At 61.0% G+C, this 13,734-nt stretch carries 13 protein-coding genes and 1 pseudogene; 8 read left to right on the forward strand and 6 right to left on the reverse strand.

From position 1 onward, the window contains the following. Positions 1-49: 49 nt before the first annotated feature. The 5 genes and pseudogenes from PH605_RS22820 to vapC all read left to right on the forward strand — a co-directional run bounded on the left by PH605_RS22820 (position 50) and on the right by vapC (position 3,465). Positions 50-644: pseudogene (locus PH605_RS22820) on the forward strand (hypothetical protein). Between the two features lie 158 nt (positions 645-802). Further along, positions 803-985: a hypothetical protein gene (locus PH605_RS22825; protein WP_020809511.1), complete on the forward strand. Its 183-nt coding sequence runs from the start codon at positions 803-805 to the stop codon at positions 983-985. Between the two features lie 291 nt (positions 986-1,276). Next, the gene (gene amn / locus PH605_RS22830) at positions 1,277-2,782 is read left to right on the forward strand and encodes an AMP nucleosidase (RefSeq protein ID WP_142846249.1); all 1,506 of its coding nucleotides are present in this window, start codon (positions 1,277-1,279) and stop codon (positions 2,780-2,782) included. Between the two features lie 66 nt (positions 2,783-2,848). Next, complete coding sequence (locus tag PH605_RS22835; RefSeq protein WP_003524105.1) at positions 2,849-3,079, forward strand: type II toxin-antitoxin system VapB family antitoxin; 231 nt, start codon at positions 2,849-2,851, stop codon at positions 3,077-3,079. Further along, the gene (gene vapC / locus PH605_RS22840) at positions 3,076-3,465 is read left to right on the forward strand and encodes a type II toxin-antitoxin system VapC family toxin (RefSeq protein WP_142846247.1); all 390 of its coding nucleotides are present in this window, start codon (positions 3,076-3,078) and stop codon (positions 3,463-3,465) included. The genes PH605_RS22835 and vapC overlap by 4 nt, the downstream gene beginning before the upstream one ends. A gap of 3 nt (positions 3,466-3,468) precedes the next feature. Here vapC and PH605_RS22845 read toward each other — a convergent pair whose 3' ends face one another. The 3 genes from PH605_RS22845 to PH605_RS22855 all read right to left on the reverse strand — a co-directional run bounded on the left by PH605_RS22845 (position 3,469) and on the right by PH605_RS22855 (position 6,565). Continuing rightward, entirely contained in the window at positions 3,469-3,939 is a 471-nt protein-coding gene (locus tag PH605_RS22845; RefSeq protein ID WP_142846245.1) for an OsmC family protein, read from the reverse strand. Positions 3,940-3,998: 59 nt separating this feature from the next. Beyond that, the gene (locus PH605_RS22850; RefSeq protein WP_161987994.1) at positions 3,999-5,375 is read right to left on the reverse strand and encodes an aspartate aminotransferase family protein; all 1,377 of its coding nucleotides are present in this window, start codon (positions 5,373-5,375) and stop codon (positions 3,999-4,001) included. 281 nt (positions 5,376-5,656) lie between these two features. Beyond that, on the reverse strand, positions 5,657-6,565 hold the full coding sequence (locus PH605_RS22855) for a diacylglycerol/lipid kinase family protein (RefSeq protein WP_142846242.1): 909 nt from the start codon (positions 6,563-6,565) through the stop codon (positions 5,657-5,659). A 235-nt stretch (positions 6,566-6,800) separates the two neighbouring features. Between PH605_RS22855 and PH605_RS22860 the strand changes: the two genes are divergently transcribed. Both PH605_RS22860 and mgtE read left to right on the forward strand, forming a co-directional pair. After that, a complete protein-coding gene (locus PH605_RS22860; protein WP_142846240.1) occupies positions 6,801-8,045 on the forward strand; it encodes an MFS transporter in 1,245 nt (414 codons plus the stop codon). Between the two features lie 248 nt (positions 8,046-8,293). Continuing rightward, the gene (mgtE, locus tag PH605_RS22865) at positions 8,294-9,670 is read left to right on the forward strand and encodes a magnesium transporter (RefSeq protein ID WP_065654152.1); all 1,377 of its coding nucleotides are present in this window, start codon (positions 8,294-8,296) and stop codon (positions 9,668-9,670) included. Between the two features lie 232 nt (positions 9,671-9,902). Here mgtE and PH605_RS22870 read toward each other — a convergent pair whose 3' ends face one another. Together PH605_RS22870 and PH605_RS22875 are read right to left on the reverse strand one after the other, a co-directional pair. Next, positions 9,903-10,739 carry an undecaprenyl-diphosphate phosphatase gene (locus tag PH605_RS22870; protein ID WP_065654153.1) on the reverse strand — a complete coding sequence of 279 codons (837 nt, stop codon included), beginning with the start codon at positions 10,737-10,739 and terminating at the stop codon, positions 9,903-9,905. A gap of 120 nt (positions 10,740-10,859) precedes the next feature. Next, on the reverse strand, positions 10,860-11,249 hold the full coding sequence (locus PH605_RS22875) for a winged helix-turn-helix transcriptional regulator (protein ID WP_142846238.1): 390 nt from the start codon (positions 11,247-11,249) through the stop codon (positions 10,860-10,862). 103 nt (positions 11,250-11,352) lie between these two features. Here PH605_RS22875 and PH605_RS22880 point away from each other — a divergent pair, with 103 nt between their 5' ends. After that, positions 11,353-12,369: a zinc-binding alcohol dehydrogenase family protein gene (locus PH605_RS22880; RefSeq protein WP_142846236.1), complete on the forward strand. Its 1,017-nt coding sequence runs from the start codon at positions 11,353-11,355 to the stop codon at positions 12,367-12,369. Positions 12,370-12,456: 87 nt separating this feature from the next. Here the strand turns inward: PH605_RS22880 and PH605_RS22885 are convergent, their stop codons facing one another. Then, entirely contained in the window at positions 12,457-13,197 is a 741-nt protein-coding gene (locus PH605_RS22885) for a pentapeptide repeat-containing protein (RefSeq protein WP_020808663.1), read from the reverse strand. Positions 13,198-13,734: the final 537 nt, after the last annotated feature.

Genomic DNA, 13,734 nt, shown 5'->3' on the forward strand with positions numbered 1-13,734 from the left:
CATATATCCGTTGATGTATCGTTGCGCCCAACACCAACGAGAGCGACGCATGCGCCCCACCCTTTCGACAATCCTTTGCGGGCACCTCGCATGTCGGCAAAAGCACCCTTGCCGGCCTGCTGAGCGAAAGGCTGCGCTGCGAGGCAATATCGACCGACAGTCTCGCCCGCCATCCGGGCAGGCCATGGCCGGGCATTCCGGCACCGGTGGAAGAATATTACGCGCGGCTCTCGGCGGAAACAATCCACTGGTTCCTGAAGATACATCATCAGAACATCTGGCCGCTGATCCGCACGATGATCGACAGCAGGTCCGGCACCGGCACTCCCACGATCTTCGAGGGCGCGGCGCTGCGGCCGGAATTCATCTCGCCCCTGCTTGGCGGCGAGGTCGCCGGTGTCTTTCTCCACGCCGGCAATGATTTTCTTCTCGAGAGAATGCGCTCTCACGCCCGCTATGAAGATGCAGCGGCTGAGAAGCGGCGGATCATCGACGCCTTTATCGAGCGTTCGTTGCGGGAAAATACGGACATGCTGGCATCCGCGCGGGAGCACCGCGTGCCGGTTGTCGATGTGACGCAGCCTCAGGCATTCGAGACCCTGCTGACCGATCTTGCTGCACGTGCGGAAGCCCCTCTGTCCTGATCGAAAATCGGGTGGCCCGCGAGATGCCCGGCGCCATTGCGGCATCAATCTGCCATGTCACCGCCTGTTAACATCCCTGAATGCCATATGAACCGGGGTCTCAGGGTCCGTTCAGTCCGAGTGTGGCAAAACTCTGTCCATCAACTCCAATAAGGGGAATGGACATGGCAAAGCTGATCAGCCGACTGGCAATCTTCGCGTTTCTCATGGCGATCTTCGCCATGTCCTTCGCCTCGCTCGTCGTTAATCCGAACCGCAGTTTCCAGCGGGTGAATGCAGGCGCGGCGATCGCCTGCCAGCACAGCCCCTCGCCCGCCGCCAATTGCCCCGTCGTGTTGTGAGGACAGGCCGATGACGACAAGTTTTTCCAACGGCCTGTTTTCCGCGCTGCGGCTGGTGCTGATGGCCTCGATCTTTCTCGGTCCGGTCGCCGGACTTGCGGTTTAGAAGGCCGATCCCCGCCCCGCCTCCAAGGGCGCCGGCTTCGTGCTTTTGATGAGCCTGCAGCGCGGCGCGCTCGGCTGAAATTTTCCGCCGACCCGCCGTTATTCGAACTGCCCTTTTTGCGTTTCTTTTCAGTTTCTTCGTATTTCTGTCGCTTGCCTGTCGAAATTGGCCTCTTATAATGGGCCATGACAATAGCAAAACGAACGATTCCGCCCCTCACCTTCATCAGCCCCGAGCCTTTCGCGCCGCAGTCCTTCACGGACCCGAAAGAAGCTGTGGCGGCTTTGACCGCGCTTTACGAACGCAATACGGCGTTCCTGATCAATTCCTTTACCGAGCTTGCCAAGGGCGCGCCGATTGCCGGGCGCTACCGCGCCTGCTATCCGCAGGTGAGCCTTGAGACCGCCACCTTCGGCCATGTCGATTCGCGTCTCTCCTACGGCCATGTCACCGCCCCCGGCGTTTACACGACGACCATCACCCGGCCGGAGCTTTTCCGCCATTACCTTAAGGAACAGCTGGGGCTTCTAATGAAGAACCACGGCGTTCCGGTCACGGTTTCGGAATCGGCCACGCCCATTCCGCTGCATTTCGCTTTCGGCGAAGGCGCCTATGTCGAGGCGGCGGCGGCCTCCTCACTGTCCGACGTGCCGCTGCGCGATCTGTTCGATACGCCAGACCTCAACAATACCGACGATCTCATCGCCAATGGCGAATATGATCAGGTACCCGGCGAACCCGCGCCGCTCGCCCCCTTTACCGCGCAGCGCATCGATTATTCGCTAGCGCGCCTCAGCCACTATACGGCGACGAGCGCCAACCATTTCCAGAACTTCGTGCTGTTCACCAACTACCAGTTCTATATCGATGAATTCGCCGCATGGGCGCGTCAGTTGATGAAGAATGGCGGCGAGGGTTACACGGCTTTCGTGGAGCCGGGCAATATCGTCACCCCCGCCGGTTGCGACAAGCCGGAAACGGATGCCGTGCTCGCGCGCCTGCCGCAGATGCCCGCCTATCACCTGAAGAAGAAGGGCCATGCCGGCATCACGCTGGTCAATATCGGCGTCGGCCCCTCCAACGCCAAGACGATCACCGACCACATCGCCGTGCTGCGCCCGCATGCCTGGCTGATGGTTGGCCACTGCGCTGGCCTGCGCAACAGCCAGCGGCTTGGCGATTATGTTCTGGCGCACGCCTATGTGCGTGAGGACCACGTTCTGGATGACGACCTGCCGGTCTGGGTGCCGATCCCGGCGCTTGCCGAAGTGCAGCTGGCGCTGGAAGGCGCCGTTGCGGAAGTTACCGGCTACGAAGGCTTCGAGCTGAAGCGCATCATGCGCACCGGCACCGTCGCCACCATCGACAACCGCAACTGGGAGCTTCGCGATCAGGCAGGTCCCGTCAAGCGCCTGTCGCAGTCGCGCGCCATAGCACTCGACATGGAATCGGCCACCATCGCCGCCAACGGCTTCCGCTTCCGCGTGCCCTACGGCACCCTGCTCTGCGTCTCCGACAAGCCGCTGCATGGCGAACTGAAACTTCCGGGGATGGCGACGGAGTTTTACCGCAGCCAGGTCGCCCAGCATCTGCAGATCGGCATCCGCGCCGTGCAGAAGCTCGCCGCCATGCCCACCGAAACGCTGCATTCGCGCAAGCTTCGAAGCTTTTACGAGACGGCGTTCCAGTAAAAACAGATATCGCGGAAAGCGTCCTTGGTGTATTGTTTCGAAAATCGATACACCAAGGAGTTTTCGATGCGCACCAACATTGAACTCGATGACGCCTTGCTCGCCGAGGCGATGGAAATCACCGGCCTTTCGACAAAAAAGGCAACGGTGGAAAAGGCGTTGCGCGATCTGGTGCGCATTCATCGTCAGATGCGCGCCCTCGATGCGTTGGAGGGCATGGGCTGGGAAGGTGATCTGGACGAGATGCGGACGGATTGGGATGCTGAGACGGACTGGGATGTGAAGAACGCCAAATGATCGTAGCAGATAGCTCTGCCTGGATTTCATTTATTCGAAAAGACGCGCCTACCCTATCCGCCAAGTTTCGCGCCTTAATGGCGCAGGGCGAAATTCTGATCGGCGATATCATTCTTCTTGAGGTGCTTAGAGGCGCGCGTGACGGTCATCATGCGCGCCGACTTGAGCAGATGCTGGGCGAATTTCCCTGCGTCGCGATGATGTCGCCCCAGCTCGCCATCAAGGCCGCCGCCAGTTACAGCTTCCTGCGGGAGCGCGGCTATACGATCAGAAAAAGCAACGACCTCATTATCGGTACCTACTGTATCGAGCACGGGCACAAGCTGTTGCAAAATGACCGAGACTTTCAGCCGATGGCCGATCATCTCGGTCTACGACTGGCGTGAGCCTCAAACCACCTTCACCGTCCCCTCCACCCGCACCGGAAAATTCACCGAGCGTGCGATGAAGCATTTCTCGTGTGCATCATGGTGCAGCTCATCCGCCCGGGCGGCATCCCCCTTTGAAATGGTGATGACCGGCTTCAGCACCACTTCGCTGAATTGCCCCGCGCCATCCTTTTCCATCACCAGCGTGCCTTCGGCATTGTCGACATAGTCTTCAACGATGATGCCGTTGACCGAGCAGAAATGCAGGTACCACAGCTTGTGGCAGGCCGAGAGCGAGGCGACCAGCAGGTCTTCCGGGTTCCAGCGGGAGGGATCGCCACGAAAGGCGGGGTCGGAGGAGCCGGCGATGTCAGCCTTTCCCGCCGTGGAAATCGTGTAGTCGCGTTCATAGTCGCGATAGCCCGACGTTCCCTTGCCGCGATTGCCCGTCCATTTCACCTGAACGGCGTAATGATGTTCCTGTCCTGCCATGTTAGTCCTCCCTAAGAGTTTTTCGTCGCATTTTCCGGACGTAAAACCGCTACGCCGATTTACTGGAAATGCTCCCGCGTATCGCGCAGGTGGTCGAGCCCCTTGCGCAGCGTTTCTATGATCTCATCCACCTCCGAGCGGCTGATCGTCAGTGCCGGTGAGGCCAGCATGCGGTCGCCAGTGGCGCGCATGACGAGGCCGTTTGCCAAGCAATGGTTGCGCACGGCGGTTCCGATGTCGTCCGGCTTGGCGAAACGCCGGCGCGTCGCCTTGTCGGCGGTAATCTGAAGGCCGCCCATCAAGCCGACGTTCACCACCTCGCCGACCAGTTCGTGATCCGTCAGGCTTTTCCAGCCCTCGGAGAAATAAGGGCCGATATCGTCGCGTACCCGTTCCACCAGTCCCTCCTCCTCGATGATGCGGAGGTTTTCCAGGGCGGCGGCGGCGCAGACGGGATGGCCGGAATAGGTGAAACCGTGGTTGAAGTCACCGACCTCGGACAACATCACCTCCGCCACACGATCCGAGACGATGACGCCGCCAATCGGCAGGTAACCGGAAGACAGGCCCTTGGCGACGGGCGCAAAATCCGGCTCCACGCCGAAATGCTGGTAACCGAACCAGGAGCCGAGACGGCCGAAACCGCAGATCACCTCATCGGAGACGAGCAGGATGTTGCGCGCCTTGCAGATGCGGGCGATTTCCGGCCAGTAGGTTTCCGGCGGCACGATGACACCGCCGGCGCCCTGAATGGGTTCGGCCACGAAAGCGGCGACATTCTCTTCGCCGAGTTCATCGATCTTCGCTTCCAGTTCGCGCGCCACCTTCAGTCCGAATTCGGCCGGTGAAAGATCGCCGCCCTCGGCATACCAATAGGGCTGGCCGATATGGGCGACGCCCTCGATCGGCAGGTTGCCCTGCTCATGCATCCATTTCATGCCGCCGAGCGAAGCGCCCGCCACCGTCGAGCCGTGATATCCGTTGCGTCTTGCGATTACCCTGGTCTTCGTCGGATGGCCGAGCGCCTTCCAATAAACGCGCGCCATGCGGAACCAGGTATCGGTCGCTTCCGAACCGGAATTGGTGAAGAAGACATGGTTCATCTTCGGCCCGGCGCGCGAGGCGATCTTCTGCGCCAGCAGCGTCGCAGGCGGCGTGGTGGTGCCGAAAAACGCGTTGTAATAGGGCAGTTCGTTCATCTGGCGCTGCACGACATCGGCGATCTCGCGGCGTCCGTAACCGATATTCACGCACCAGAGCCCGGCAAAGGCGTCGAGATATTTCTTGCCGGTGCTGTCATAGATGAACACCCCTTCGGCGCGCTCGATGATGCGGGTGCCGGCGGCGTTGAGCTTGCCCATGTCGGAAAAGGGGTGGAGGTGATGAGCGGCATCGATGGCGGCGAGATTGGACATCGGCTTGGAGATTTCATTCATGACAGATCGCACTCCCATAAAGGTAGCGGCGCTCACGCCACCGCGCCCGCCGAACATGGCCGGGCGGCTTCGATTTGGCAAGGCTGGCGTTTTTTAGGGGGCGGCTTGGACGAGCGGGTGCGGCTGGGTTTCTTCTCCCCGCCGGGGAGAAGGTGGCCCGAAGGGTCGGATGAGGGGGCGACAGCAGAGATAAACCGAGAGCTTGCCCCCTCATCCCGCTGCCGCGGACTTCTCCCCCTCGGGGAGAAGAAACAAGCGGCAACCGCCCAAAGGCGGTCACGCTATGCGAAGAACGACCGACCCACCAGCACCTTCAATTCGCCGGCATGGACTTCGAGCGCCACATCCCGCTCCATCGGCAGCAATTCGCCATCGATGACGCAGCGCAGGTCATGGCGTCTCTTCGGAAAATGCAGTTCCACATCCGTCACCGTCATGGCGGTCACGGCGGCGTTTTCCTTCAGCCTGCCGCGCAGAATGTCGAAAGCGAGCTTCGCGACACCGGAAGGACGCAACGGATCGGTGAGATAAAAGCCGAGATGGCCGCCCGAGACATTATCCGCCACCAGCAGCGAGCTCTGGCCGAATTCATTGTTGGAGACGGAAATGGCCGAGACCTTGCGATGCTGCGTTTCGCCGTTGACGGTATATTCCACTTCGAAGACCGGCGGATTGAGGATGACGTTGATGGCGGCGCGGATGCTTGCCTTGATCTTGCCGAGGCGGGAGGCAAAAGCGAGATTGTTGCGATAGCGCACCATGCGCGAATGCAGGCCCGCGGAAAACTGGTGGACGAAGAGGCGGCCATTGGCGCTTGCGATGTCGACACTGGCAATCTCGCCATTCGCCAGCGTCTCCAGCACCTGGCGAATATCGAGCGGCAGCTTCAGCGAGCGGGCGAAGAGGTTCATGGTGCCGGCCGGAACGATGCCGAGCGCGATGCCGTGTTTCCAGGCGATGGCGGCTGCTGCGGAAATCGTGCCGTCACCGCCGCCGGCAATGATGCCTTCAATGCCCGGCTCATCGGCGGCGCGCTCCATTTCCTCAACGATATCCTTTCCGGAGACCAGACGGCAATCGATGGCGTGGCCGGCGCGGGTGAAGACCTCGCGGGCATGGTCGCAATAGGCCTCCATGTCGGTGGTGCGAAACGTGCCGCCGTCACGATTGAAAATTGCAATGAGCTTCATGTTTCCAACCCGATCCATTGAGGCAGCCGCGCGTAAATGCCTGACCCTATATAGGGTTCCGAACACCATCGCGTGAAGATGCTCTTTTGCCGAGAATCGCTCTACCGCAACGCATCATTTCATGTTAGGGATCACTTAAGGTCATTTTCATGACCGCGCATCTCCAGTCAGGGCAGACCGCTCCCATACGGTCTTGCCCTTTTTTCTGTGGGCCCTTCCCGCTTTTCAGGTCACGATGAGCCAGTCGAATATGTCCGAAGCCCGCCCTGGCGCGGAGAATGAAACCGTTTACACGGACGCTCCTGCCGTGGCCCTCTCCCCGCTTGCCATCGCGCTCATCGAACTGGCGCTTTCCGCCGGCGGCTTCGGCATCGGCACCGGCGAATTCGCCATCATGGGCCTCCTTCCGGACGTCGCCACCACCTATGGCGTCACCGTTCCGCAGGCGGGTTATGTCATCACGGCCTATGCGCTCGGCGTCGTCATCGGCGCGCCGATCATCGCGGTTCTCGCCGCGCGCATGACGCGCCGCACCCTGCTTCTCGGCCTGATGGGGCTTTTTGCGGCCGGTAATATCTTGAGCGCCGTCGCGCCGGATTTCCTGAGCTTCACCGTTCTGCGCTTCATCACCGGCCTGCCGCATGGGGCTTATTTCGGGGTTGCGGCGCTGGTGGCGGCCTCCATGGCGCCGATCCACAAGCGCGCCCGCGCCGTTGGCCGCGTCATGCTCGGCCTCACCATCGCCACCCTGCTCGGCACGCCGCTCGCCACCTTCTTCGGCCAGCTGCTTTCCTGGCGCGCGGCCTTCATGCTGGTCGGCGGCATCGCGCTTTTGACGGTGGCTCTGCTCTGGTTCTTCCAGCCGCGTGACAGGGTGGAGGAAGGCGCCAGCGTGTGGCGCGAACTCGGCGCTTTCCGCCGCGTGCAGGTGTGGCTGACGCTCGCCATCGCCGCTGTCGGCTTCGGCGGCATGTTCTCGGTCTTCAGCTATATCGCCAAGACCACCACCGATGTGGCGATGATGCCGGTTTCCACCGTCTCCATGGTGCTGGCGCTGTTCGGCATCGGCATGAATGTCGGCAATGTGGTCGGCTCGCGGCTGGCCGATATCTCGCTCAATGGCACGATTGGCGGCATGCTCGCCTTCAACGTGCTTGTCATGACCGTGTTCGGCATGACGGCGGACAATCCTTTCATGCTCTGCCTCTGCGTCTTCCTGATCGGCTGCGGTTTCGCCGCCTGTCCGGCCGTGCAGACGCGGCTGATGGATGTGGCGCAGGATGCGCAGACGCTGGCCGCCGCCTCCAACCATTCCGCCTTCAACATCGCCAATGCGCTCGGCGCCTGGCTCGGCGGCCTCGTCATCGCCATGGGTTTCGGTTACGCCTCCACTGGTTATGTCGGCGCGGTTCTTTCCCTTCTCGGGCTTGGCGTTTTCCTTGTTTCCGTCACCGTCGAACGGCGCGAAAAGGCGGCCTGAGCCGGCCCTATCGCAGCTTACGGAAATTTCACAATCGGGTGCTTGACTCTTTTCGGTTTCAGGCGCAACACGGCCTTACGCGCATGCCGACCGGCACGGCGCGGATTTCAACGGAGCATCATTGGATGTCTAGCGACAGTAGCAGTCGATTGCCTTTGCCGAGACCGGCGAACGTGAACTGATCCGACCGCTGTCGGCTCACCACCGCGTTCGCCGTGATCGGCGAATCGACGGAAAGGTGAGCAATCATGAACTTCCACAACCTCTCCCAGAGGGCCAGCAAGGCCGCACGTCTTCTTCGTAGCGGAAACGCCGGTTCCTCCACCACCATTGCCGAACGCGTCGAGCACCTCAACACGCTGGATGTCGCCGAGGCCGTAACCGCCCTCCTCGCCATGCCGCAGGCAAAGGCCGTCGCCATTCTCGACCGGCCGGAACTGCATGGCGCAGCCGCCATCATCGCCGATATTCCGGTCGAACAGGCCGCCCGCCTCGTCAACCTGATGTCCGACGACCGCGTGGCCGACGTCATGGCGGAAATGGCCGAAGAGCCGCGCGCAAAGCTGTTTTCCCGGCTGGACCGAACGACGGCGCTCTCCATCCAGCACCTGATGGGTTATCCGCCGCGTACCGCCGGCTCGATCATGACCACGGAATTCGTCAGCGTGCCGGACAATTGGACGGTGGAACAGACCCTTTCGCACATCCGCGTCGTCGAGCGGTCGCGTGAAACGGTCTATGCCATCTATGTGCTGGCTGAGGACGGAACGCTTTCCACCGTCGTGACGCTGCGTCGCCTGCTGACCGGCGAAGCCGGCGCCTCCATCCTCTCCGTCGCATCGAAGGAAGGCATCGTCTGCGCCAGCCCCCTGATGTCGCAGGAGGATGTCGCCCGGCTGATCCGCAAGCACGATCTTCTGGCGCTTCCCGTCGTCGATGACCGTTCGCATATCCTCGGCATCGTCACCGTCGATGACGTGATCGACACCATGATCGCCGACACGACGGAAGACGCCCACAAGTTCGGCGGTATGGAAGCGCTCGGCAAGCCCTATATGACGATCGGCTTTCCGGACATGATCCGCAAGCGCGCCGGCTGGCTCGCAGCACTCTTCCTCGGTGAAATGCTGACGGCCAGCGCCATGCAGCATTTCGAGGGCGAACTGGAAAAGGCCGTGGTGCTGACGCTGTTCATTCCGCTCATCATGTCGTCGGGCGGCAACTCCGGTTCGCAGGCCACCTCGCTCATCATCCGGGCGCTGGCGCTCGGCGAACTCAAGCTTTCCGACTGGTGGCGGGTGCTGCTGCGGGAAATCCCGACGGGCCTGACGCTCGGCTGCATTCTGGGCGCCATCGGCTTCCTGCGCCTGAGCCTCTGGCAGCAGGCCGGCTTTTATGACTATGGCGAGCACTGGCTGCTGGTGGGCGCCACCGTTTTCGCGGCGCTCGTCGGCATCGTCACCTTCGGTTCGCTCGCCGGTTCCATGCTGCCCTTCGTGCTGCAACGCCTGCGGCTCGATCCGGCCAGCGCATCGGCCCCCTTCGTCGCGACGCTGGTGGATGTCAGCGGGCTCATCATCTACTTCTCGGTGGCGCTGGTGATCCTCAGCGGTACGTTGCTCTAAAAGACGAAAGGCCCGCTCGGAAGAGCGGGCCTTCAACTTTTTAGGGCACAGAATAATTTTTCCTCCGTCACGCCGGACTTGATCCGGCATCCAGCCACGGCGCGTCTGCGCCGTGAAAGAGTCTATTGCGATCAAAGACTTGATCGCGCTGGACCCCGGATCAAGTCCGGGGTGACGGAGTGCGAATGATGCAACTTTGCCAAAAGCGTCGTTTCAATCGACAAAGCCCTAATCACCCACCCGCGTTGATCACGCCCGTTCCCAGCAGCCCCAAAAGAATAACGCCAATGACCACGCGGTACCAGACGAAGGGCATGTAGCTCTTGGTGGAGACCAGTTTGAGGAAGACGACGATCACGGCATAACCGACGACGAAGGCGATCAGGGTTGCGAGCCCCGTCGGGCCCCAGCCTACCGGATTGTCTTCGCCGATGCTCTTGAAGAGCTGGTAAAAACCGGAACCGAAGACGGCGGGAACGGCGAGCAGGAAGGAATAACGTGCGGCCGCCTCGCGGGTATAGCCTAAAAGCAGGCCGGCGCTGATGGTGCCGCCCGAGCGCGAAACGCCGGGGATAAGCGCCATGGCCTGCGCGAAACCGAACAGGATGCCGTCTCGCCAAATGAGCTGGTTCAGCTTGTAACGCTTCTCACCGATTTTATCGGCAACGCCGAGAACGATGCCGAAGACGATCAGCATCACGGCGGTGATGTAAAGGTTACGCAGCGAGTGCTCGATGGCATCCTTGAAGATCAGGCCAAGAAGGACGATCGGCACGGAACCGATGATGATGAGCCAGCCGAGCCGGGCATCGGCCTTGTTATACTCGCCAAGGCGAAAGTTCTGCCGGAGCCAGGCGATGGCAATGCGCATGATATCCGACCAGAAATAAACCAGCACGGCCGCTTCGGTGCCGATCTGCGTAATCGCGGTGAAGGCGGCTCCCGGATCCGCGCCGGAGGGCAGGAACTCCCCGGCGATCCTCAGATGCGCGCTTGAAGAAATCGGAAGAAATTCCGTAAGCCCTTGCAAAAAGCCGAGAAATGCGGCCTCCAACCAACCGATGCTCATGTGTCCTGATGTCCCTGCTGCGAATCGAGATCGCAGCATTATGCATCAATCGGGGCAAATACATGTTGCATCGCACCATGAAAAAGGCGCACGGAGGGGTGCGCTTTTACCTGTGATTTTTCAGGCGGCCTTTTCCTTCGCCTCGGGAAGGCGGGTAAATTTCGCGCCGTTCCTGCACACGACATGCGCGTCGCCCCAGCTTTTTAGCGCCGAAATCACCGGTATCATCGTCTCGCCGAGCGGTGTCAGCGCATAGTCCACGCGCGGCGGCACCACCGGGAAGACGGTGCGGGAAATCAGGCCGGCCTCTTCCAGTTCGCGCAGCTGCTTGGTCAGCATGCGCTGGGTGACACTCGGAATATGGCGGCGCAGCTCGTTGAAGCGCAGCGTGCCCTCATTGATGAGGTGATACAGGATCACGCCCTTCCATTTGCCATCGAGGAAACTTAAAGCCGACTCCACCGGGCAGCCGGGAAAGTTGCCGGTGAGCTTGGCGCGCGGTCGCGACATCCCAGTATCCTTTTTGTATGTATCATCACAAAATGTGCATTCTTGCGATCGATGTTCATATGTATCAAGTAAGAGGCACGCAAACAAGCAAAGGAGACTGTTCATGCGCGCCATCGGTTACAGGACCAGCCAGCCCATCACCGCGAAAGACGCCCTCGTCGATATCGACCTGCCCCAGCCGGAAGCGAAGGGGCACGATATTCTGGTGGAAGTGAAGGCCGTTTCGGTGAACCCCGTCGATACCAAGGTGCGCCGCAATCAGTCGCCGGAAAACGGCGAACCCCGCGTGCTCGGCTTCGATGCGGCGGGCGTGGTAAAGGCCGTCGGCGACAAGGTCTCGCTGTTCAAGCCGGGCGACGAGGTGTTTTACGCCGGTGTCATCAACCGCCCCGGCTCCAACAGCGAGTTCCATCTCGTGGACGAGCGCATTGTCGGCGCAAAGCCGAAGTCCCTGAATTTCGAGGAAGCCGCCGCGCTGCCGCTCACCGCCATCACCGCTTACGAGACGCTGTTCGACCGGCTGCGGGTGAAGGAGCCGGTTCCGGGCGCGGCCAACGCCATTCTGGTCATCGGCGGCGCGGGCGGCGTCGGCTCCATCGCCGTCCAGCTTCTGCGGGCGCTGACCGATCTCACCGTCATTGCCACCGCTTCACGGCCCGAGACGATTGCGTGGGTGAAGGAACTCGGCGCGCATCACGTCATCGATCACAGCAAGCCGATCGCCCCGCAGGTGGAGGCGCTCGGGCTCGGTGCGCCGGGCTTTGTCTTCTCCACCACCCACAGCGACATTCATGCCGCCGACAGCGTGGCGACCATTGCGCCGCAGGGTCGTTTCGCGCTGATCGACGATCCGGCCGGCGGTTTCGACGTCATGGCTTTCAAGCGCAAATGCATCTCGATCCATTGGGAAATGATGTTCGCCCGCGCGGTTTTTCAGACGCCTGACATGATCGAACAGCACAGGCTGCTCAACCACGTGGCGGAACTGGTCGATGCCGGCAAGATCAAGACGACGCTGACCGAGGTTTTCGGCACCATCAATGCCGCAAATCTCATCAAGGCGCATGCGCTGATCGAGAGCAACAGGGCCAAGGGCAAGATCGTGCTTTCGGGCTTCTGATCAAAGGTGAGGCGTCCGCATCGCGGACGCTTCTCTTCCGCTTATGGAAATGTTTGGGCCGAGCGCAAGACCGCGCGGCTATTCCTGTCAGTCGTCGTCCGGATCTTCCGGGCACGGCCAGGAGGCCGGCGCGGTGAGGCCGTTCGGCAATTTGGTCTTGGCGTCGCCGCAGGCAATGTCGATCTGCTTCTGATCAAGGCCGGTGGCCATGGAAAGATCGAGCCCTTCGATCCTCGTCAGCAGCAGGAATGCGCTGGTGAAATCCACCGGGCCGCCGAGCTTGGCGCCGCCGAAACGGGCCCGCGACAGATTGGTCAGGGAGAATTTCGAGCCGTTCAGTGTCGCGCCCTCGAAATCGGCGCGGCCGAGTTCAGCCTTGGTGAAATCCGTGCCGTCCAGCTTGGTGTTTTCGAATTTGGTCCGCTGCATTTCAGCATTGACGAATTTGGCGTTGGTGGCGTCGGCGGCGGAGAAATCGCTGCGATAGGCTTCCACCTTGGTCAAATTGGCGCCCTGCAGGTTCGCCTCACCAAGGGCCGTGCGGATAAGCTTGGCCTTCTCGAGATTGGCGCCCTTCAGCGACGAACCGCGCAGGTCGGTATAGGTGAAATCCGTGCCGTAAAGCATTGCCGAATCGAGATTGCTGCCACCCAGCATCAGCAGACGCTTGTTGCATTCGCGCCAGTCGATGCCGGCCATGGCGTCGGTACGGCAGCTTGCGGCCACCAGCGGACCGCCGCTGAAAGAAACGGCAATCATCGCAAGCGCCGCCACACCGGCAACGAACCCTGTCTTCCGCACGATATTCAGCCTTTGAAAGCCGGACATTCCTTCACTCCCTGCCGTCGGGCGACGGTACCTAGGACCATATGCACATTCAAGGCGTTACCGCATCGCTGAACCACAATCCACGGGCCACGCGACCACGCAACACCCCAACATCCTATATGTAGGAAATCGAAGAGCAATCCACAAATACTGACGGGGAGACGGGCTGTGGACGCCGCTCTCTCATCCCGGGCTAGACACGACAACCGTTAACGACGCGTCTGCTTCGCGGGAAATTGGCCCTTCGATCAGAGGTCTGCTCGTTCCGCAAATGTCGTCACTCTCGGCCGTATGACACAACGGCTGAGAGTGATTGCGAGCGGTCTTCCCACGCTCGGCATCATCCTCGGGCCTGTCCCGAGGACCTATCCACGTATCGTGAAATCAATCCGTTGCAGATGCTCGGGACAGGCCCACTACTGTCCAGTTTAAATTTGCGGCCATTGGAAGGCCATCTGGATTTGGTTTCTGGGTTTGTCTGGTGGCGGGTCGAGAAGCCGATCGGTGCGTCGCCGGTGCATGAGGTTTGCGCGTACC

Source organism: Agrobacterium sp. CFBP 3001 (genome assembly GCF_027871605.1).
In the GTDB taxonomy this organism is placed as follows: domain Bacteria; phylum Pseudomonadota; class Alphaproteobacteria; order Rhizobiales; family Rhizobiaceae; genus Agrobacterium; species Agrobacterium leguminum.